The sequence below is a fragment of the Streptomyces sp. CoH27 genome (genome assembly GCF_020181035.1).
In the GTDB taxonomy this organism is placed as follows: domain Bacteria; phylum Actinomycetota; class Actinomycetes; order Streptomycetales; family Streptomycetaceae; genus Streptomyces; species Streptomyces camelliae.
The window spans coordinates 22,356-42,268 of sequence record NZ_JAIQYY010000004.1 but is presented as its reverse complement, the minus strand read 5'-3'; the positions used below and the strand labels follow the sequence as shown (position 1 = coordinate 42,268).

The following is a 19,913-nucleotide window of genomic DNA, read 5'->3' as shown; positions in this document are numbered from 1 at the left end:
GACCGCACCCGCCGCCCCGGTTCGGCGGTTGCGCGGGCTCATCGTCCCACCACCCGCTGCTGTACGACGGTGACGTTCGGCGGGCCCTGGGTCGCGCCCTCGGCCGTGTGGCAGAGCGCCGTCGAGTCCTGCAGCAGGGCGGGCGAGCCGTTGATGCGGATGCGCGCGGAGGTCCCCGTCCAGCGGACCGTCGTGCAGGGGTCGGCCTTTCCACCGGCGGTGAAGGTGCAGCCGGTCACCGTGTAGACGTCGGCCTCGGTGGCGGCCGGGCTGCCGTCGACGAGCACCCGGGACTGGGCGGGCAGGACGTTCGCCTGACCGCCGTGCGGGCACAGCACCGTGGCGCTGATGGTGACAAGATTTCCGGACACGTGAACTTGGCCTTCCCCCGTCGGAATTCAGGTGATGTTGAGCGCGTCGTTGTTGATGGTCACGGTCGGCCCCACGAGGGAGATCACCGCGCCCTGGCCGTTGCTGATGTGCACCCCCGTGTCGTCGATGACGATCGACGCGCCGGAGGGGTGCTTGAGGGTGATGCCCTTGCCGCCGGGCTCGTCGGAGAGGACGATCTGGCGCCGACCGGGCGTCTGGAGCACCACGTTCGGGTCGTTGCCGGTGGTCATGGCGTCTTCCGGCACCTCGTGGAAGCCGCCGTACCAACAGCCCGTCCAGATGGGGTAGCTGGGGTCGCCCTGCTCGAACTCCACCCACACACCGGCGTCCACCGGCGGCAGATGGAACTGCCCCATCCCGGGACCGGCCAGCGGGAAGCACGGCATGGCCCAGGTCGAGGTCACGTCGCCGAGCACGTCCGGGACCTGGACCTGGAGCCGGCCCACGCGCATGGGGTCGGCGTTGCTCACCACGGTGCCCCGGTACTTGCCGAGGTAACGGGTGGGTTCAGCAGCCATTCTCTGTCTCCTAGGGGACGACCGTGGGCTCCAGTGCGATCAGCCCCTCGCGAGCAAGGGTGAAGTTCTGCGTGTACGAGCCGCGTTGCAGGTTGTGGGTCACGGACTTCACGTAGTACCGGCCGTCGTAGGTGATCCCGGCGCCGCGGACGCCGACCAGTTCCCGGGCGCGGAGCACGTATCCGTACCGGACTACGTCCAGCTGCCCGGAGCCGGTGACGGCGTCGGCGGATTCCGCGGCCTTGGCGAGGGCTTCGGCGATGCCCTGTCCGCTGTCCTTCTTCGCGGTGTCCCCGATGACGGTCTTCTTCAGCGCGGGCGCCGGGCGCCGGGCCAACGGCGGGCGCAGGATGCTCACTTCGGGTACGGGCAGGATGGCCGAGACGCGGGTGGCGGGCAACTGGATGCGCGCCTCGGGCTGCTCCCGCGCGGTCCCGTCGAAGGCGAAGGTGAGCTGGTCGACGTTGGAGAGCCCGTCCATGTTGACGTTCAGCGCGTGCTGCGGCTCGCCGAGGCGGACCTCCGGTCCCCAGTAGGCGCGGCTCTGCCCCGGGACCGGCCCCGGGTCGAGGAAGAAGGCGTAACCGTTCGCCTGCGCCAGCTGGTTGATGTAGGCGAGATCGGTGCCCTTCTGGAAGTCCACGCGCTGAGTGGGCATAGGGGTCTGCGGGATGAGCTCCGGGACGACCAGCGGGGTGATCCCGTACTGGGCGTACTGGGCGATGATCGCCTGGACGCGTGCAGCCGGGGACATCGCGGGGTACGGGACGGCGGCGCGCTCCTCCAGGTCCATCAGCACGGTCAGGTCCTCGCCGGTGACCGTGAGCGTCGACTGGCCCGGCTGGTTGCTGATGCCGACTTCCTGGCGAATGATGACACCGTCCATCAGCACGGTGGGGGTGCCCTGGACCGTGATCGTGATGATGACGCGTGTCTTGGGATCGAAGGAGCCGCCCGGCAGCAGACTGCGGCTGATCAGGCTGTCCTTCGCCAGGTCGAACGCCAGCTGGAAGCCGCTGCGCTGTCCCGACGCCACCGTCACCTGCACGGAGAGGAGCGAGTCCGCGACCTCCTGCGCGACGGGTACGGCCAGCTGCGGGCCCATCATCAGCGTCAGATGGATCGGCCCGGTCGTGATCGGACCGTTCTCAGCCATTCACCCCTCCAGGCACGCCGCTGGGCAGGGTGATCCGGATCCGCCGTCCCGGCTCGCTGGTCAACTCCCGTGGGTCCAGGACCAGGTTGGCGTCCGCGATCCGCCACCACTGCTCGGCGTTGCCCAGGTAGCGGGCGGCGAGGAGGTCGGGGCGGTCGCCGGTGCTGACGGTGTGGGTGGCCAGGTCCGCCATGCTCTGCGGGTCGGGCAGGAGGCGACGACGCAGGTAGGTGACCTGATGGCCGTCCGGTTCCGTGAACCGGGCGGTGCCCAGGCCGTAGTAGCGGCTCGATCGCGGGTAGGAGGTGGTCGCCTGGGTGAGCGCGACCGCGTCCAGCGGATTCTCCAGTGACGCCATGGTTGATCAGATCCCTCCCAGTCCGCTTCCGCTCAGCCCCAGCGCGCTGAACCGCCGGGTCGCGGCGGGACCCGCCAGCCGCTCCTTCTGCGCCAGGTACGCGAGGTAGAGCTCGTACCCCCGGTTGGTGACCGGCAGATCACTGACCGTCAGCACCCGTAGAGTGATGGCCACTTGAGCCCTGATCGGATTGAGGTCGACGTCGAACGCCTCCTCGGTGATCGAGAACTCGGTGAGCCTGACCGGTACGACGCGCTTGTTGCCCCAGGTGAAGAGCGTCAGCGGCGCCTCGACGGGGGTGATTTCCAAGGTGCCGCGGGCCGCCAGCGCTTCGAGCTGCCGCAGGCTCGCCGACGACGGGCTCACCAGCATCTCCAGCACGGCGAGCTGCGGATGAATCCCGTTCGGCGCGGCGACATCCAGCTGATCGGTCGCGTCGATGTCAGCGGTCAGCTTCCACGTCTCGACGGCCGGCCCCTTGAGCCGCAACGCCTCCGTCCGATCACCGGACGAGTTGTCAGCCCCGGCGGCCTGGGGGGCGATACTGCGCTCCAGGCTGTCGGGGTTGAACTGGAGGACGATGATGTCATTGGGGGTTCCGCGTAGGGGGTCGACGATGACCAAGCCGGAGCGGATGGGTTTGGGTATGTCGGCGTAGCTGGTCACCCTGCCCCACCTTCGATCCGAGTGAAAATTGGGAGCACCGCCCGAGCGCGATTTCTGATTTTCTCACTCTCGTCGTTCTCGCAGAGTTCCTCAAGGTCAGGACGATACTGACCATACGGCGCGTAGGTAGCCGCCCAGACGGCCATATCACGAACCACGTCATATTCACTGTAGAATTGCCCGCTAATCACCTCGTGAATTTCTTCATCGAATTCTACGGGTGCACTGGCACCGAGTCTCATGAGGGCCACCCCCAGAGAGACGGGGTCATTGGCATCATCAACTGCACGAATGAGATCCGCCCGGCTCAAGGGGTGAATTTCACTCTCGACTCCACGCAGCAACTCCACTGCAGACGCCAAATTCGCACTCGAAGCCTGAACATAGCGGCAGTCCGCGAGGGCGTCCTCGATATACCAAAGCTCCAGGTCCGAGGCCCCCGAGAATGTTGTTTTACGCTGCAACTCAGCCCGAGGGTCAACCCATTCAGTACGGACTTCGCTCAGCCCTCGACGGAGGGCGAATTCAGAAATTTCATCCCGCGATGATGCGTCTCGCAGAATTACTCTCCTGGTAACAAGCCTCGACACAGCCTACCCCGCTCCCATAACAACCACTCAGCGAATCTGATCGGATTACGGAAGAGTCACATTCCATATCCCTTGCAGACGCTCCCTGATGGCCTTCTCAAGTTCGATCATGCGCTGTTCGACAACTGCCTCATCAGAAGCGTCGATGTCCTCCAGGCTGTGAGCCCACTCTCCCAGACCATCCAGGGTTTTTATCCAATCTCGTGCTATCTCGAATTCCTGCCCCTTCATCACAGCAGGCTTCGCACCCTCCACCTGGAACGGCTCCCGGGATCGCTTCCCGGAAACAAAATCCCCAACATTGTTGAGATATTTTCGGAGGGTACGTGAAATTCCAACAGCACCTCGCGGGGCCATCGGGAATTGTGACGCGAAGTGGAGAAGGTCACTTTTCCCTTGAGCTGCCAGATCGAGACCCATGGTTGTCAGCGGGAGCATACCAGGATTTCTCCACCCCTCCACATGGAAGAGCCACTGCGCCAGCTCTGCGGAGTTCACTGCATGCTGTCCAGCAGGCGTGGCGCCTCCCAGTACTGACAACGCAGACTTGGCGAGATCACTTCTCGAACTTGCCGTCCAGTGACTGGAGCCCAACTGATTGACGAAATCCTTGTACGACAAAGGCTTACTGATCATATTTCCGTTCTCGTCCGGATAAGTCCAGTAAACCTTCTGATCCTTTGCGTAAAGCCGCCTGTTGAAGCCCTTTCCTTGTTCACGCTGCACACTCGCGGCTACATTGTTTCTTGCGTCACGATACTGAATGAAATCCTGCAGCTGATCCACTTGCTGAGCAGTCAGGGATCGAACCTGGGCATGAGCCTCCGTAACGGTCCATCCCTGTTGGATGTCGGTGCGCTGCGGTGTGTGCGCTTGCTTGATCGGATCGCCAACGCCTGGGTCGTACTTGCCAGTTGCCTGGCGTGCGACATCCGGTCGGCTGGGAGCCGCAGGGGGGCGGATCGAATCTGACTTGGCCTCAAACTCCTCTCCTATTTGGTGAATGATCAGAAGTACCCGGTCGACAATTCTGACGTCGACTCCGTCTACCACCCTAAGTCGCGGGTTGAGGACAGCATTCAGCTCGAATCCAGGGGATCCGACCTTCTCAAGCCCAGTCAGCCTGTACCAGACACGCATGGCTCCGAGGGCGAGATCAAAGACCCGCCCGGGTACGCCCTTGCCGAGAAGCTTCTGGACTTTGGGGCGAATCCGCGCCACAGCCTTTTCGAGCCGTGCCTGCTTTGCCTCCGGCGAGTTCTCCTTCTTGTGGCGGTCTTCGCGATTCTGCTTGTGCTGCTCCTTGCGCTTGTTCCACCAGTCGCGCATCTGGTCGCGCTTGCGCTTGTAGGAGTCGTAGACCTTGTGCGCGCCGTTGCGGATGGCCCGGCCGAGCTTGCTGTTCTTGAGTTTGCGGCCGAGGGCACGAGCCGCGTTGCGGGCCTTGGCGAGGGCACCCTTGACGGCGCTTTTGGCTCGGTTGAGGGCTCGGCCCACGCGGGAGACCGGGCGGCTGGGGCGGGCGGGCTCCTTCGGCTTCTCGGGCTCGTGCGGCTTCTTGGGCTCCTCCGGCTCGCGCGGCGTGGCGGGCTTGGACTCCTGCGGCTCGCGCGGCTTCGTGGACGTGGGGTCCTCGTGCTCGGCGGGGCGCTTGGTGTTGACGGTCGGGCGCTCTTCGGGGTGGTGCGTCTGAGGACGATCCTCCTCGGGGTGGCGGGGCGTCGTACGAGGCTCCCCCACGTGCTCGTGCGGATGCTCGCCGAACGTGGACTCGGCCGGACGGCGGCCGGACGGGAAGCGTTCGCGGAGTGAGGACATCGCGTTGCGCAGGCCCGTCCGAGCCCGGTTGACGGCGGTACCGACGGCCTTTCTCGCGCCCTTGCCCGCCTTGGCCAGGGCCTTCAGGATCTTCTGGGCGAGGGCCTTGAGCCTGGTGCCCACGGCCTTGCCGGCGCCCTTGAGCTTGGAGAGGAGGTATTGGGAGACGAATTCGAGGAGGGCGACGACACCGGCTGCGACCGCCTCCGCGAAGAGGCAGGCGGCCGGGCCTGCCTTCACCGCCTTCAGGAAGGCGAAGAACTTGCCGAAGGCGGCGATGATTTTGCTGATGGTCCCCCAGGCGGCCATCAAGCCCTGAATGATCGTCATGATCGCGCCCGCCGCAGGCACGATCATCGAGATGACCTTCTCGATGATGATCTGCGCGAGCATCATCGGAAGGGCGGAGATGATCGCCTTCCAGGCCATCTGGCCGATCTTCTTGAGAGAGATGCAGCCCTTGACGAGGATGTTCAGGAGGGTGGACGTCAGGCCGACGACGGACTCGACCTTCTGGTCGAACCAGGCCTTCACCGCCGTCTTGACCGCGCCCCAGAGGTGATGCTGGATGCCGTCCCTCGCGGCGGCGCCCATCTTGCTCAGCCAACCGCCCGGGTCCGGGGCGATGTCCGCGATCAGCGCCGCGAGCTGACCGAGCGCGGCGATGGCGGCCTTGACGAAGTTGATCGCCGCCTCGACCAACGAGCGCACCTGGTTGATGATGGCCTTGAGGGTGGCCTCGGCCAGCTTCAGCAGTGCGTTGAGCGCGGCCCCCAGGCCGTCGAGGAGCGCGTTGACCGCCGCCTTGAGCGTGTCGGCCAGGGCGTTGACCGCCGCGATGGCGCCATCGCGCAGGTCCTCGATGGCCTTGCGGAACTTGTCGCGCAGCGCCGGGAACGCGGCGAGCAGGACGTCGCAGATCTGGATCAGCGTATCGGCGACGGCCTTGATCAGCTGTACGGCGAGCTTGCGGCAGGTGTCGATGACCGAGTCCGCGAACCTCTTGAAGCCGTCGATGATGTCGTTGACCAGCTTGCGGAAGAAGTCGAAGATCTTCGTCACCGCCGACAACAGCGCGTTGAAGGCGTCCTTGATCTTGGAGGTGATCCAGCCGAACCAGCCCGAGGACTCGTGCTTCTTCTTCTCCTTCTCGTCCTGGGCCTTCTTCTGCGCCTGCTCGCGGTTGTCCTGGATCTTCTTGTTGTCGCTGGTCTGCCGGTCCTTGACCTGCTTGTTGCTGTCGTCGCGCTTGGAGAGGATCTTCTGGTTGTTCTCCGTGTGCGACTGATCCGCCTGCTTGTCGGAGTCGGCGACCTTCTGGTCCTGCTCGGAACGCCACTGGTCGCGCGCCTGCTTGGCCTGGACACCTACCTCGCCGCGTTTGTCCGTCTGCTTCCTGGCGTTGTCGGCCGTCTCCTTGTCGATGTCCGACTGGTTCTTCTTGCGCGCCTCGGCCTGCTGCTGCTTGTTGTCGGCCTGGGCGCTGCCCACCTGCCCCTGGCCCTGGCCGATCGCCTGCTTGATCTGCGGGCCGCGCTGCTGCTGGACGACGGTGGCCTCGCCGGGCTTCAGCGGCGTACCCGCCTTGCCTCCGCCGCCCTGACCGCCGGCGCCACCGGGGACGTTGCCCTTCAGGGTCTCCTGGGGCACGTCCGGGTAGATCTGGTCCTCGCCCAGCGGCTTGGCCGCGTCCTGGCGGCCGGTGTCCTGGATCTCGGAGGTCTTGTCGTTGTACTTGCCGGCCTGCTGGTCCGTCAGCTGCGGGTCGGCGTCACCGGTCAGCTGCACCTGCGGGGCCGGGCCGACCGTGACGTTCAGACCGGGGTCGGTGGAGGGGACGTCGTTGACCGCGTCCTGCATGTTCTGGACGTCATGGGCGTCCGCCTTGCCGGCCTCGGTGTCCGGGACGTTGGGCGTCTGGACCTGCTCGGCCGGGTTCTGGCCCTGGACCTGATTGCCGTCGGCCTTCTGCTGCTGGCCCTGCCCCGGCGGGGCGACCCGCTCCAGCTGGCCCGACACCTGCGGGGCCGGGGCCTCCTCCGTCGGCTTGCCCTGCAGGGTCTGCGGCGCGCCGGAGGGGCGCTGCACGGTCGGCGGGGCGGCCTTGAGCTGGGCCTGCTGCTGCCCGATGGAGTGGTCGACGGCGCCGTCGGCACCGGCCAGGACGGTGACCGTCTGGTCCGGCGGCACGGCGGCTGCCGTGCCCAGGGCGGCCTGTGGGTCCTGGTCGGAGACGTTGGGCGGCGCCGGGCTCTTCTGTTCCTGGGCGCCGCCGCCTCCGCCTCCGCAACCGCCGCCGCTGCCCTCGGGCTTGTCCGCCTCGGTACTGGGCTCCGGGGAACCCGCGCAGGCACCGCCGCCCGGTTCGAGCGAGGCGCCGGGGGCGGGCTGGGCACCGAGGGCGCCCGGAGCATCGGACTGCTGGTCGGCGGGACCGAGAGCGGCGGACTGCGCGGCGGCGCGGGCAGGAGCGACACCGCCCGGCGCGGCGCCCGGCCCCGCGACCGCCCCCGTCGGCCCGGGCGCGCCGACCGGGCCGGCAGCAGCAGCGGGGACAGGTGCGCGACCCGCGGTCGACCCCGCGGTGCTGCCCGATCCGTATGAGGCGTCCACCCGTTGCTGCGCGGCGGCCGGCCGCGCGGTCACACCGGCTGAGGCCGGCACCGCCGGGGCCGGGGCGTGCTCGGCCTCCTGGCGCTCGTTGTGCTCGGCGGCGCTCTCCTGCTGGGCCGGCGTGGGGGCGGCCCCCGCCTCGGTCTGCGGGCGCCCGGCTGACATTGCGTCAGCCGACTGGCCGGCCTGCGGATTGGGCTCTGCCTCCGGCTCGGCGGCCGGCGTACCGTCGTCGGCCGGTTGCGCCTGCTCGGGGTCCGGGCCGACCTCCTGCTCGACCGGCTTCTCGGTCTGGAGGTCGTGCGCGGTTCGGTCCCCGGCCTCGTTCTCGGCGGCGGGGCCCGGCTGCGGGACCGACTGGGGGGTACGGCGGCCCGGGGCGGGCGGGGCGGTCGCGATGGGGGGCTCGGCGGGCTCGTCGTCCTCGCGCTCACTCTCGCGCGCCGCCTGCACCTTCTCCGCCTTGGTCGGGGGCGGGGCCGGGAAGCCGGGGGCCTCGGCGGGGGCCGGGGCAGTTCCGCCGGCGGGCAGGTGCATCTGATCGGCCGTCGGGACGGAGGAGACGTCGAGGTCGGTGGACGGCAGGAAGTCCTCCGGCTTGAGCGTGGCCTCCGCTCCGCCGGTGGCGCCGGGCTTCTCCGCGCCCTGCGGACCGCCGATCTCGTTGGCGGCGCCCGGCTCCAGGCCGTCGGGCTGCTCCTGCTCGGGGGGGTCGCCGTGCTCGTCGTCGCCCTCCAGGACGCCGTGGCGGACGAGCGAGCCGTCGCGCTGCTCGGCGGTCTTGTCGACCTCCTCCGGGCGGACCGGGCCGGGCTGCGGGGTGGGCAGATGGTCCGGGTTGTGCGGCTTGCTGCCGGCGACGGGCTGCCTGGTCGCGGACTTCCGCTCGTGCTCCGCCGAACCCTCGGCCTTCGCGGCGGCGGGCTTGTCCGCGGGGTCCTTGCTCTGGTCGGCCTTCTGCTGCAGGGCCTGCTGATCCTTCTTGTCCTGCTGGTCCTGCTGGTCCTTGCGGTTCTTGTCCTGGGTGTCCTGGCCGTCGGCCTGCTGCCGGCCGGCGGTGGCGCCCTGGGTCTGGTCCTGACCCCGCTGATCCGCCTGCGGCTGCTCACCGGTGGCCGCGTCGGGCTGGGCGGAAGCGGACTGGCCGGCGGTGACACCACCGGACGTCGAGGGTGTGGAGGACGCGGAGGATGCAGAGGATGCGGACGCTCCGGAGGTGCCGTCCCCGGCTCCGGACGAGGAGGAAGTCCCGTCCGGTCCCTGTGCGTTCCGCTCTCCGCGCCTGCGCTGCCCGGAAGGCCTTCGCCTCTTCAGCTCCTCCTGGTGGACGCGCTGTTGGAGGTGCCTCTCCTCGTGTTCCTGCTCGTGCTGGCCACGCCCCTCGGCCGTGTCGTCACGACGCTCCTGCTCGGGCTCGCGGTGGTCGCGTTCCCGTACGTCGTCCTGGTCGTGCTCGGCCTCGATCCGGTCGACCGTGTCCGTGACCGGCACCGGAGTGAGCGGGGTGTCCATGCCCTCGGGCAGGTGCGAGGCCTGCTCGACGAGGTCGAGGACACGCTGGTAGTCGGAGGAGGGCAGGCGGAGTTCGAGCTTGGCGAGCACCGCCTGCTCCAACTCCGGAGCGAAGCGCCCCAGTTGCTTGCGGACGCGCCCGGAGGAGTCTGTGGGGTCGCCGCGCAGGGAACGGAGGATGCCGGCGGTCAGCCGGTCCACCAGGGTCGCCGGGTCGAGGCGTTCGCTGCGGAGCCGGTCGGCATCGACGCGAGCGTAGCGGAGCCAGCCGGGGGTGGCGGAGCTGTCCCGCGTGACCTCGGTCCGCCCTGCGTCCGCGCTGCGCGCGCCCTGCTCGGCCTGCTGCTCGACGGCGTCGGTGGGCAGGCTGACGCCGCCGAAGTCGCGGCCTGCACGCAGCCGGCCCGGCTGGTCGGGGGCCTGGACGGTGTGCAGCAGCTCGTGCGCGAGCAGCCGACGGCCGTCCTCGGTGCCGGGGCGGAAGGTGCCCGCTCGGAAGAAGATCTCCTGGCCGACGGTGACCGCGTCGGCGCCGACCAGGTCGGCCAGCGCGGCCGAGTCCTCGTCCGTGTGCACACGTACGCGGCTGAAGTCGTGACCGAGCCGCGCCTCCAACTCCCTGCGGATGCCGGGGTCGAGGGGGTGGCCGGCCCCACTGATGATCTCCTTGGGCTCGGGCGTACGGGCGGAGCGATGCGGCTTGCGCGCCTTCTGCTTGGAGCTGCCGCTGCTCTGCCGGCCCTGCGCGGGCGCGTGAGTGCCGCTCATCTGCGCTCCATGCGGCTGTTCGCGGCTCCGGCGCCGACACCCGACAGGCCGGCGTAGACCGCGCGGGCGAGGGCCTCGCCCAGGCGGCGCGGGTTGCCGGTGGCGGGCAGCTCGGGCAGCCCGGAGAGGAGATCGAGTGCGCGGTCGCCGTCGGCGAGCAGGGCGGCCGGGACGCCGCGCTCGCGGACCAGCCGGTCCAGCTCGCCGTGGAACGCCTCGCGGACCCGGTCGGCGTCTCGCGGGGCCAAGTCGAAGCCGTCGAAGGCGAGTTCGCCGATGTCGATGCGGATCGCGGTCGGTGCGGCGGGCACCCGCCGCCTGTCCTCGGTCGCGTCGTGCATGTCGTTCAGACCCACCCGTCCACCTCCGAAGGCGTCAGGGAGCGTTCGAGCTTGAGGTACTCGGTCCGGGCCGCGGCGAGCATGTGCCCCATGCGCACCGGGCTGCCCTCCTCGGCGGCGAGGAAGGCACCGGCCAGCGCGATATTGCGGATCGAGCCGCCCGCGACGGTGAGTTGGGCGAGCCGATCGGGGTCGAGTCCCTCCGTCGGCGTCCGGTCGGGGATGACACGGCGCCAGATCTCGGCACGCTCCGGCACGGACGGGAAGGGGAAGTCGACGACGAAGCGGATCCGCCGCATGAAGGCGTTGTCCAGGGCCTTCTTCATGTTGGTGGTGAGGACGGCCAGTCCGCGGTAGGCCTCCATGCGCATCAGGAGGTAGCTGACCTCCAGATTGGCGTACCGGTCGTGGCTGTCCTTGACCTCGCTGCGCTTGCCGAAGAGGGAGTCCGCCTCGTCGAAGAGCAGCAGGGCGCCGCCGCGCTCGGCCGCGTCGAAGACCCGGCGGAGGTTCTTCTCCGTCTCGCCGATGTATTTGCTGACCACCTGTGAGAGGTCGATGACGAAGAGGTCGACGCCCAGCTCCCCCGCCATGACCTCGGCGGCCAGCGTCTTCCCGGTGCCGGATCCGCCCGCGAAGAGCGCAGTGACGCCGAGTCCGCGGCGCAGAACGCTCTCGAAGCCCCACTCCTGGTGGACGGTGGCCCGGCGGCGCACGTGCGCGACGATCTCGCGGAGAATCGCTCGCTGGCGTTCGGCGACGACCAGATCGTCCCAGCCGGCGCGCGGTTCGACCCGGCGGCCGAGCTCGTCGAGGGCCATGCGGGCCTCCACCAGACCGGCCCGCCAAGCGAGTTGGGTCGGATCACTGCCACCATTGCGGGAGCCCGACGAACGCCGGACCGAGGTCGCCGCCGCACGGATGACGTGCGCGGGCAGCGAGAACTGGGCGACCAGCCCCCGTAGTCCGCTCTCGGTGACATCCGGGAGGTCCCCCAACACGCTCGACCAGACGGCGAGTTGCTCCTCGGCGCTGAGCGCCGGAACGGTCACCCGCTCGGCGCGGGTGCGAGCGGTCGCCGGACGCGGCTCGTCTGCGGAGAGCACCAGCGGTACGGCGAGCCCGCCGGTCAGGGCGTCGACGGCGGCCGAGGTGTCCCGGGCGGAAAGCCCGGCCGGCGCCTCGCCCAGCGACACCGCCGACGCGCCGTCGTACCACTCCACCAGCAGCGCCGCGGGCAGCAGCACCGCCTCACGCTGCCACAGCCTGGCGAGTCGGTCGCGCTCGCCGGGATCGGTCGGCAGATCCTCGGCAGAGACCGCATACAGGGTCAGCCCGGACTCGCGGGCCGCAGCGGCGGCGATCTCCCAGCGGGTCTGCCGGTCGGCTCCGACCAGCTCGACATGCGGCAGCGCGTCCAGCTCAGCTGCGGCCCAGCCCGCGGACACCTCACCCACGGTGCGCTCATGCGCGGCCGGCAGCGCCTCCCCCGACGGGGCGACACGTTGCAGCAACCCGTGCAGGCGTACGTCCAGATAGTCGACGCCGACCAGGAAGTGCAGGATCCGCTCGTCGATCCGGATGCGTGCGGCGGTGAGGGCCACCGTCCCGTCCCTGTCGTCGAGTTCGACCAGCCGCCAGCGGCGCAGCGGTCCGACCGGGGCGAGCGCGCTCCAGTGGGCGTCGGCGAGGGCGGCCAGGGCGAGCGAGAGGGTCGGGTACGGCCGCGCCGGGTCACCGCCGGCCGCGGCGCAGCGGCTCGCGGTGGTGGAGTCCAGTTCGGCGGCGGCGGCCAGGACGAGGATGTCGCGCTCGAAGGGGCTCAGCCCGAAGCAGGAGCACAGGGTGTCCAGGGCGCTGCCGGGCTCCGGGTCCGGGCAGGCGGGCAGCTCGGACCGGGCGTCGGCGGCCGCGCCATAGCGGTCACGCCCGGACGCGTGGGCGTCCAGGCGGGCCAGCACCGCCTCCACCGCCATCGACAGCGCCTTGTGGTGCGGATCGTGGCCGCCCGGCACCTTGGCCTTCTCCCCTCCCATGGCCGTTGCTCCGCTCCCGCTCAGCCGGCTTCGGGCACCGCGTGCACGGTGCGCGTCTTGACGGGCTTGGCCTCGACCGGGGTCGAACGGCCGTCGATCAGCACGGCGATGCCCTGGTAGATGAGGGAGAGGGCGTAGGGGGTGTTGTTCTGGTAGAGCATTCCCCAGAGCTTGGACGTGTCGTCGATGTCCAGCGCGGTGGGGGTGAAGCGCACCCGCTGCGGGGAATCGGCCAGGTCGGAGCCTTGAAGGTAGGGCTGCTCGGCGGCGGCCTCGATCATCGCCCTGGACAGCACCGGGCTCTCGTGCAGGGTGCGCACCACACAGCCCAGCAGGCGCTGCGGGACCAGCTCGGCCTCGTCGCCGTAGAAGCTGATCAGATAGTGCAGGTCGAGGGCGGCTGAGGGCCGGGTGACTACGGTGCCGTCGGCCGCGCGGGTGGGCGCGTCCATGTTGCGCAGGGAGGCGTTGGGTGTCACCTGGTACAGGAAGATGGTGATGGTCGGCTCGGCCGGCGGGTCCGTGGGCGGCTTGCGCGCGGCGACGTCGACGGCGAACGGGATGTCGGGCGCCAGCGATTGTGCGATCTGCTGGCGCAGCGCCTCGGTGACCGTGGCCACGGCGAGGGTGTTGCTCATCGCTGGGCCTCCCCTCGGGACAGGTACTTCTCCAGGCTCAGGACGGGCGACTGCCGACCTGGCTGCTGTGCGCGCTCGCGCGGGCGTGCGGCAGCGTCGTTGCGCCGGCCCACGGCGCGCACCTCCAGGCGAGCGATGCTGATGTGCACGGTGCGTTCCCGCTGGTGTTGCCGCGCGCTGTCGCGGGCAGACCGACGCCCGGCGGCGGCCTCGGCGGGACGTGCCGCGGGACGCGCGGTCTGAGCGGGGACGGCGGTGGGGCGTGCGCCGGTGTCCCGGCGCGCCTCGGCGGCGTCGTGACGTACCGTCAGTTCCGTCAACTGCCGCCCGGTGGACGGCGATCGCCGCGCCGAATCATCGCGCGTGGCGTCCCCGGCGGCACGCCCTGCCGGCCGCGTGGCGGGTGCGGCGGCAGGCTGCGCAACGGCGGCGGTCAGCACCCCGTGCCGCGGAGCGGTCTGTTCGCGCAGCACCAACGGCAGGTGCTGGAGGACGGGCTGAACGGGGCCTGTGCGCGGCATGTCCTCCACCGGGGTACGGCGCACAGCCATTTCCTCCGTACGCCCCGCGGGCTCCGCCCACTGCCGCTCCCCGGTATCCGGTCCGAGTGGCTCCACACGCGCGCCGAAGGCGTCCATCCGCTCGAACGGACCCGGCAGGCGGGGGCGCACCCGCACCACACCGGCGTCCCTCCCGCCGTCCGCCCCGCCGGCCGGCGCGGCCGCAGGAGCAGCCCGCGCCACCAGGCGGTCGAAGTGGTCAGACATCCGCACACAGCTCCAGGTAGTAGCGGCGCCGCAGCGGGCTGAGCGCCAGGATCTCGGACTCGCTCCATCCGTAGTGGCCGGCGAGCAGATGGACGTCCTGCAGGGTGCCCCGCGCCCAGGCGTCCAGTTCGGCCCACAGGTACGAGGCGATGTCCAGTTCGGCGGTGGCCGCATGGCCGCAGGCCGGGCAGGCCAGGTTGAGCCGGATGTCGGCTGCCGGGTCGGCCGCGGCCGCGGCCTGGGCGACGCGCCGGCGCACCTGCTCGGGCAGTGCGTCGGCCGCCACCTCGGTTCCGGAGCGTTCGGCGTGCAGCACGCAGCGGGCGACCAGTTCGGCGCCGGCCTCCGCGGAGGGCGAGGCCTCGACCGCCGCCAGGTCCCCGGCCGTCGGCAGCCGGAACCGCACCGTCCAGCCGTCGGCGTCGACGGACAGCGGTCCGTCCGCGACCTCGGCCGCCCCGGCGCCGATGACGTCCTGCACGCCGAGCGTGAACTCCATCTCCTCAGCACACTGACGACACGTCACACGCAACTCCAGCTGCTCGCCGAAGAGTTCGCGCCGCAGCGCGAACAGATCGGCGTCGCGGTGCCCGACCGGGACCGACAGCAGTTCCTCGCTGCCCGCCGCCGGCCGGGCGGCGGAGTGCAGCAGCAGGGCCCGCTGGGCGTACCCCGCGGCCAGCCCCGCCTCCCAGACGGCCAGCAAGCCGGCCGCGCCGACCGAACGCTCCGAACTCACGGTGGGCTACGCGGGGTTGGTGTACGTAGGCTCTTGCGGCTCCGGGACCGACCAGTCCCGGTCCCAGCCCTCGCACTCCAGCTTCAGGCTCTGGATGGCGACCGCGTTGGCGTTGGCGTCCATCTCGCCGAGCACCTGGTACTCGCTCGGCCAGGCCCGGAACACCTTGTGCGCGACGGCCACCTGTCCGGCCTCGTTGAGCACCTGGATGACCAGGTCCTTACGGAAATCGGCGAGCGAGACCTCGGCACCCGGACCGGCGCCGACCTGCCAGACCTTGTTGGCCCAGCGGTCGAACTCCGGATCGTGGGTGACGCCGCGCTCCAGGGTGATCGCCTCGAACTCGGTGCGGCCCGGGGACTTCCGCGGCGAGCTGGGATCGCCGCCGTTGCGGTGCTTGACCACCTCGGTGGTCCGCTTCAACGGGCTGATCTTGCTGATGCCTGCGACCACCCGGCCGTCCCAGACCACCAGGAACTTGAAGTTCTTGTAGGGGTCGAATCGGTGCGGGTTGACAGTGAACTCGGCCATGAAAGCTGCTTCCTAACCCCTGAACCTATGCCTCGAACTGCCCGGCCATCTGCTCGATCTGGACGACGACGAACTCCGCGGGCTTCACCGGAGCGAAGCCGACCAGCACATTGACCACTCCGCGGTCGATGTCCGCCTGCGTGGTGGTCGTGCTGTCGCACTTGACGAAGTACGACGTGCGCGGAGTCGTGCCCTGGAACGCCCCCTGCTGGAAGAGCCGCTGCAGGAAGGCCTCGACGTTGAGCCGGATCTGCGACCACAGCCGCTCGTCGTTCGGTTCGAAGACCACCCACCGCAGCCCGCGGTACAGGCTCTCCTCGATGAACAGAGCCAGCCGCCGCACCGGAACGTACTTCCACTCGGACTGCAGCGCGTCCGAACCCGCCAGGGTCCGCGCGCCCCAGACCACCGGGCCGACGACCGGGAAGCTGCGCGCGCAGTTCAGGCCCAGCGGGTTGAGCAGCCCGTTCTCCTTGTCGGTGAGCTTGACACCAAGTGCCCGTACCCCGGAGAGCGGGGTATCCGTCCCGGCCGGTGCCTTCCACACCCCGCGGGCGGCGTCGGTCCGGGCGTAGACCCCGGCGACCGTGCCGGACGGCGGGAAGGAGCGCAGTCGGCCGGTGAGCGGGTCGACCAGCTCCAGCTGCGGGAAGTAGAGCGCCGTATGGTCGCTGCGCACCGGGTCGAAGGCGGACAGGCCCGCGCGCGCCGCGTCCACGCTCGACCAGGTCTGCGGGGCGTCAGCGATGACGAAGAGCCGTTTCTCCTCGGCCAGCACCTGCGCCGCGGACAGCACGGTGAGCTGATCCTCGATGTCCGGGTAGGCCGCGATCTCGGGCAGCACCAGCAGATTGACGTCCTGGACGTCGCGCAGCGCCTGGATGCCGCTCTTCGCCTGCTCGCTGCCGATCAGGTCGGTCGGGCCGGGCGCAGCCCCGTCCTCGCCGCCGGCCAGCGCGAAGACCGGCGGATTGACACCGGCCTCCAGGCCGAGGTTGTTGGCGGCCTCGCCGACGAAGCGCACGGTGTCGGCGGGGTCGGTGGAACCGGCCACGATCTGCACGCGCTTGCCGAAGGCGGTGACGGTGGTCCCCGCGAAGACCCGCCGGCCCGGGGCGTCCGGCAGCGCACGCAGCTTGCGCTCCAGCAGCAGGGCGAGGTCGGTGACGGTCTTGGGGGCGTCGCCGTCCCGCTCGGCGTCGTAGATGCGGAAGGTGCGCGCGACCTGCCCGATCTTGACCTCGATCTCCTGGGTGAGGTCGGGCAGGGTGGCGGCGAAGGGCTTCGAAACGGTGCCCACCGGGTCCGGGCGCTGCTCGGCGAGCACCTTCACCCTGATGGCATCGGATCCGCTGTTGACCACGGTCTCGGCGAAGTTGGGGTCGCCTGCGGTGACCGACAGCCCGGTGAAGAACTCGCTGACGCCGCCGGTGACGTCGAAGACCCGGAGGTTGAAGGTGCTCTCCGGAGCGGTGGTGTCGTAGTCCACGAGGAGCCGCAGGCCCGCACCCCAGGCACCGGGCTGCTCGGCGGTGACCTCCAGGACCGGGGTCTCGGTGCTGCTCTCGGTCGAGTGCAGCGTCACCGCAGCCGACTTGCCGGTGCCTGCCGCCACCGCGCGGACGATGACGGCGACGGTGCCGCCGTTGACGAAGAACTGCTGCACGGCGTAGCTGACCGGGCTCTGCGGGTCGAGGCCGCCGTACTGCCGCTCGAAGTCGGCGAAGCTGGTGATGGTCACAGGCCGGTCGACGGGTCCGCGCCGGGTGCGGCCGACGAAGGCGGTGACCGAGGTGGTCACGGTGCCGATCGTGCGGACGCTGCTGGGCAGTTCCTCGATGTAGACCCCGGGATAGGTCGGTGTCGTCGTCAATTCCCCCTCCATTCCCTTGTCTCCCTTGTCGCACCTGGGGACAGGAAGAAGGAGGAAGGCGCGCGAAGCGGCTGGCGGCGCCGAGTGCGCTGTCGCCGAACGTGCGTGGAGTCACGACACGCGAGCACCGGAAGAGGCTCGGTGAGGCCGTTACTGATTCCCCCGTCGCAGCCCCCGCGGCACCCGTACCGCGGGGGTGTTGCGAGCGTTGTGCAAGAAGTCCCTGGTGCCTGAATGCAGGACGAGTCTCAGGTCCGCTCGCGCGCCAGTCAAGGACAACAGCCGGTCACTTCTGGTCATTTCCGACGCAGAGACAGTGATCTGCACGCTTCGCCCCAGGGTCCTTCACAACTCACCTGATACACCAAGTCCCGGTAAATGACGCTCTCTTGACGTGTCGTCAGCCACCTTCGGGGAGCTTTGTGTAGTCGATCGCGTGACTGCCGGCGGCGGAAGCAGCCGCGGGCGCGTAGGCGGGCGGCCGGGCCGCCCCCAGGAACCAGCCCCAGCGGGCGCCGTAGCGGTGCTCCAGCACGCGGAAGACGGCGTAGTAGACCGTGCCGAAGCCGGTGGTGAGGGCGGAGTTCACGGTGGCGTTGTTCAGATGGATGCCCAGCCGGGCCGCCTGCAGTACGACGAAGGCCACCAGGTAGGGCACGCACGTACGCCAAAGGGACAGGATGATCTGATACATGACGTCTCCTCAGTCTCCGGGCAGGCAGGTCACTCGACGGCGAAGCCGTGCGCATGGCCGAGCCTGGTCAGCGAGTCCTTGCCGGGGATGCCGTCGGCCATCATCCCGGTGTAGCCGTAGCGTTTCTGGAGCTCCGAGTAGGCGGTGACGGTCTTGGTGCCGAAGGAGCCGTCGACCCACTCGCGGTCGAGCAGCTGCTCGTCCGCCAGGGCGAGTTCGACGGTGAAGACATCGTCCGGGTTGCTGGTGGCGCCCTGCGGGGCGCCCGGGTCGTGCCGCGCCGAGTCGACCACCTTGGCGTGCGCGACCGTGGCGAGCGGGATCGCCCCGTGCAGCAGGGAACGCAGCGAACGCTCACCGGGGACACCGTCCGCGTCGGCGCCGGAGAAGCCGAGACTGCGTTGGTAGTCGGCGTAGTTGAGGGTGTCCGCGTCGGTCCACTCGGGGCCGGGGCCGTCGTGGTAGTGCTTGCCGAACCCGGCGCCGACCAGCGCCCGGCCGACCGCGGTGACGTGCATGCCGTTGGCGCCGTATCCGTAGTGCAGTCCCCCGATGGTGACCTGGCGGCGTGTCGGTGGCTCGGGGCTCGGAGTGGGCTTGGGCTGGGGCTTCGGAGTGGGCTGGGGCTGGGGCTGGGGGCTCGCGCCCGAGCCCGACGGCCTCGGCGCCCCTTCGCGCACCCACGCGTAGAGCACCGGCCCGGGGCAGTCGGTGGCATACCCGTCCCGATGGCCCTTGATCTCCGGGCCGGCCGGGCCGTGCTTCTGGCAGTACTCGATCGCGTCCCGCAGGCCGTTGAGCTGGTCCCAGGTGGGCGAGGTGGATCCGGAGGAGCCGACCAGCCCGCAGACCGCGTAGTGCGCCTCGTTGAGTGGCACGTTTCCGTTGGCGCTGTTGCGTCGCTCCAGGCCGCGGCCTTCGAAGACCACGCCGTGCTCGCAGACCACGAAGCTGTAGCCGATGTCGGACCACTTGTCGAAGTCCATGTGCCCGGCCTGGATGCGACGCACATAGGCTGCGCAGGTGGAGTGGGGGCCGAAGGTGTACGGCGTGCCCAGGTAGTGGATCTTCACCCCCTTGCGCGGCTCGTGGTACGGGATCGATCCGTTCGGCTCCCGCCAGGGGCGGGCGCCCCATTCGGCGCGCGAGACCAACTGCAGGCCGCGCCAAGGCTGGGGTCTGGGCTGCGGCTTGGGCTGTGGCGCAGGGCCCGGCTTCGCCGCCGCGGCGCCCGCCCACTCCCGCAGCTGCTGCATCGTGCCGTGATACACATCGGTGTCCATCGGCCGGTCGCTGTACTGGTGGAACTTCCACGGAGCCCGGATCCTGGGCGCGCCCGGTGTGACGTAGTCCGCGATCCAGAGGAAGTCACCCGCGTTGTCGTCGGTCCGGAACCAGAAGTCGCGGTCGACGTAGAGGCCGACCCGGTTGTCCGGGTAGTGCCGCTTCACCGCGGCCAGCCACTCGTTCTTCACCTGGGTCGCGTGCCCGTCGCTCACGTTCTGGCCGTACGGCTCGAAGTCCAGCGCCAGCAGCTCGCCCGGCGGCACATGGCCGACGACCCGGCAGAAGTGGTCCACCTCGTCCGCCACGGCGTTCTCCGCGTGCAGGAAGTGGTAATGCCCGACCACCAGTTTGCGTCGTCGGGCCTCGCCCAACTTCGCTTTGTAGCCGCTCTGTTCGGTGTGCGCCCCCTCGGTCGCCTTGATGAAGACGAAGCCTGCGTCCCCCGGTATACCCGACTGGAAGTCGGATACGTCGTATCCCTTGGCGTAAGCCATCGACAGTCCTCCCGTTACCCTGATCACCGCCACGCCTGATCCCGGCGCCGGTCCATGGGTGACTCCCAGTAAAGCCACACCCGGAGCCCGGCGTCACGCGGCCCTCAGGACTTTCATCGGT

Annotated in this window: 16 protein-coding genes; all 16 read right to left on the bottom strand. The window is 69.7% G+C overall.

The window, feature by feature from the left end:
• Positions 1-38: 38 nt before the first annotated feature.
• The 16 genes from LE548_RS07205 to LE548_RS07130 all read right to left on the bottom strand — a co-directional run bounded on the left by LE548_RS07205 (position 39) and on the right by LE548_RS07130 (position 19,792).
• Positions 39-371, bottom strand: coding sequence for a PAAR-like protein (locus LE548_RS07205; RefSeq protein WP_225095819.1), 333 nt, complete (start codon positions 369-371; stop codon positions 39-41).
• A 27-nt stretch (positions 372-398) separates the two neighbouring features.
• Entirely contained in the window at positions 399-911 is a 513-nt protein-coding gene (locus LE548_RS07200) for a phage baseplate assembly protein V (protein ID WP_225095818.1), read from the bottom strand.
• Positions 912-921: 10 nt separating this feature from the next.
• The gene (locus tag LE548_RS07195) at positions 922-2,067 is read right to left on the bottom strand and encodes a hypothetical protein (protein ID WP_225095817.1); all 1,146 of its coding nucleotides are present in this window, start codon (positions 2,065-2,067) and stop codon (positions 922-924) included.
• Positions 2,060-2,425, bottom strand: coding sequence for a hypothetical protein (locus LE548_RS07190; RefSeq protein ID WP_225095816.1), 366 nt, complete (start codon positions 2,423-2,425; stop codon positions 2,060-2,062). The genes LE548_RS07195 and LE548_RS07190 overlap by 8 nt, the downstream gene beginning before the upstream one ends.
• A 6-nt stretch (positions 2,426-2,431) precedes the next feature.
• Entirely contained in the window at positions 2,432-3,091 is a 660-nt protein-coding gene (locus LE548_RS07185) for a hypothetical protein (protein WP_225095815.1), read from the bottom strand.
• Complete coding sequence (locus tag LE548_RS07180) at positions 3,088-3,555, bottom strand: hypothetical protein (protein ID WP_225095814.1); 468 nt, start codon at positions 3,553-3,555, stop codon at positions 3,088-3,090. Before LE548_RS07180 ends, LE548_RS07185 begins: the two co-directional genes overlap by 4 nt.
• Before the next feature lie 171 nt (positions 3,556-3,726).
• Entirely contained in the window at positions 3,727-10,392 is a 6,666-nt protein-coding gene (locus LE548_RS07175) for a DUF4157 domain-containing protein (RefSeq protein WP_225095813.1), read from the bottom strand.
• Positions 10,389-10,748 (bottom strand): hypothetical protein, encoded by a 360-nt coding sequence (locus tag LE548_RS07170; protein ID WP_225095812.1) that lies wholly within the window; start codon positions 10,746-10,748, stop codon positions 10,389-10,391. Before LE548_RS07170 ends, LE548_RS07175 begins: the two co-directional genes overlap by 4 nt.
• A complete protein-coding gene (locus LE548_RS07165; RefSeq protein WP_225095811.1) occupies positions 10,739-12,769 on the bottom strand; it encodes an ATP-binding protein in 2,031 nt (676 codons plus the stop codon). Before LE548_RS07165 ends, LE548_RS07170 begins: the two co-directional genes overlap by 10 nt.
• Before the next feature lie 20 nt (positions 12,770-12,789).
• On the bottom strand, positions 12,790-13,407 hold the full coding sequence (locus tag LE548_RS07160; RefSeq protein WP_225095810.1) for a DUF4255 domain-containing protein: 618 nt from the start codon (positions 13,405-13,407) through the stop codon (positions 12,790-12,792).
• The gene (locus LE548_RS07155; protein WP_225095809.1) at positions 13,404-14,174 is read right to left on the bottom strand and encodes a hypothetical protein; all 771 of its coding nucleotides are present in this window, start codon (positions 14,172-14,174) and stop codon (positions 13,404-13,406) included. Before LE548_RS07155 ends, LE548_RS07160 begins: the two co-directional genes overlap by 4 nt.
• Positions 14,167-14,913, bottom strand: coding sequence for a hypothetical protein (locus LE548_RS07150; protein ID WP_225095808.1), 747 nt, complete (start codon positions 14,911-14,913; stop codon positions 14,167-14,169). Before LE548_RS07150 ends, LE548_RS07155 begins: the two co-directional genes overlap by 8 nt.
• 6 nt (positions 14,914-14,919) lie before the next feature.
• Complete coding sequence (locus tag LE548_RS07145; protein ID WP_225095807.1) at positions 14,920-15,444, bottom strand: phage tail protein; 525 nt, start codon at positions 15,442-15,444, stop codon at positions 14,920-14,922.
• 25 nt (positions 15,445-15,469) lie between these two features.
• Positions 15,470-17,317, bottom strand: a complete 1,848-nt coding sequence (locus tag LE548_RS07140; RefSeq protein ID WP_225095806.1) for a phage tail sheath C-terminal domain-containing protein — start codon at positions 17,315-17,317, stop codon at positions 15,470-15,472.
• A gap of 400 nt (positions 17,318-17,717) precedes the next feature.
• A complete protein-coding gene (locus LE548_RS07135; protein ID WP_225095805.1) occupies positions 17,718-18,011 on the bottom strand; it encodes a hypothetical protein in 294 nt (97 codons plus the stop codon).
• Between the two features lie 29 nt (positions 18,012-18,040).
• Positions 18,041-19,792: a peptidoglycan-binding protein gene (locus tag LE548_RS07130; protein WP_225095804.1), complete on the bottom strand. Its 1,752-nt coding sequence runs from the start codon at positions 19,790-19,792 to the stop codon at positions 18,041-18,043.
• Between the last annotated feature and the right edge of the window lie 121 nt (positions 19,793-19,913).

Excerpts from the sequence above, each read along its gene's own strand:
- LE548_RS07155 (WP_225095809.1), bottom strand. The coding sequence starts at position 14,174 with ATGTCTGACCACTTCGACCGCCTGGTGGCGCGGGCTGCTCCTGCGGCC.
- LE548_RS07195 (WP_225095817.1), bottom strand. The coding sequence starts at position 2,067 with ATGGCTGAGAACGGTCCGATCACGACCGGGCCGATCCATCTGACGCTG.
- LE548_RS07175 (WP_225095813.1), bottom strand. The coding sequence starts at position 10,392 with ATGAGCGGCACTCACGCGCCCGCGCAGGGCCGGCAGAGCAGCGGCAGC.
- LE548_RS07160 (WP_225095810.1), bottom strand. The coding sequence starts at position 13,407 with ATGAGCAACACCCTCGCCGTGGCCACGGTCACCGAGGCGCTGCGCCAG.
- LE548_RS07200 (WP_225095818.1), bottom strand. The coding sequence starts at position 911 with ATGGCTGCTGAACCCACCCGTTACCTCGGCAAGTACCGGGGCACCGTG.
- LE548_RS07165 (WP_225095811.1), bottom strand. The coding sequence starts at position 12,769 with ATGGGAGGGGAGAAGGCCAAGGTGCCGGGCGGCCACGATCCGCACCAC.
- LE548_RS07145 (WP_225095807.1), bottom strand. The coding sequence starts at position 15,444 with ATGGCCGAGTTCACTGTCAACCCGCACCGATTCGACCCCTACAAGAAC.
- LE548_RS07130 (WP_225095804.1), bottom strand. The coding sequence starts at position 19,792 with ATGGCTTACGCCAAGGGATACGACGTATCCGACTTCCAGTCGGGTATA.
- LE548_RS07135 (WP_225095805.1), bottom strand. The coding sequence starts at position 18,011 with ATGTATCAGATCATCCTGTCCCTTTGGCGTACGTGCGTGCCCTACCTG.
- LE548_RS07190 (WP_225095816.1), bottom strand. The coding sequence starts at position 2,425 with ATGGCGTCACTGGAGAATCCGCTGGACGCGGTCGCGCTCACCCAGGCG.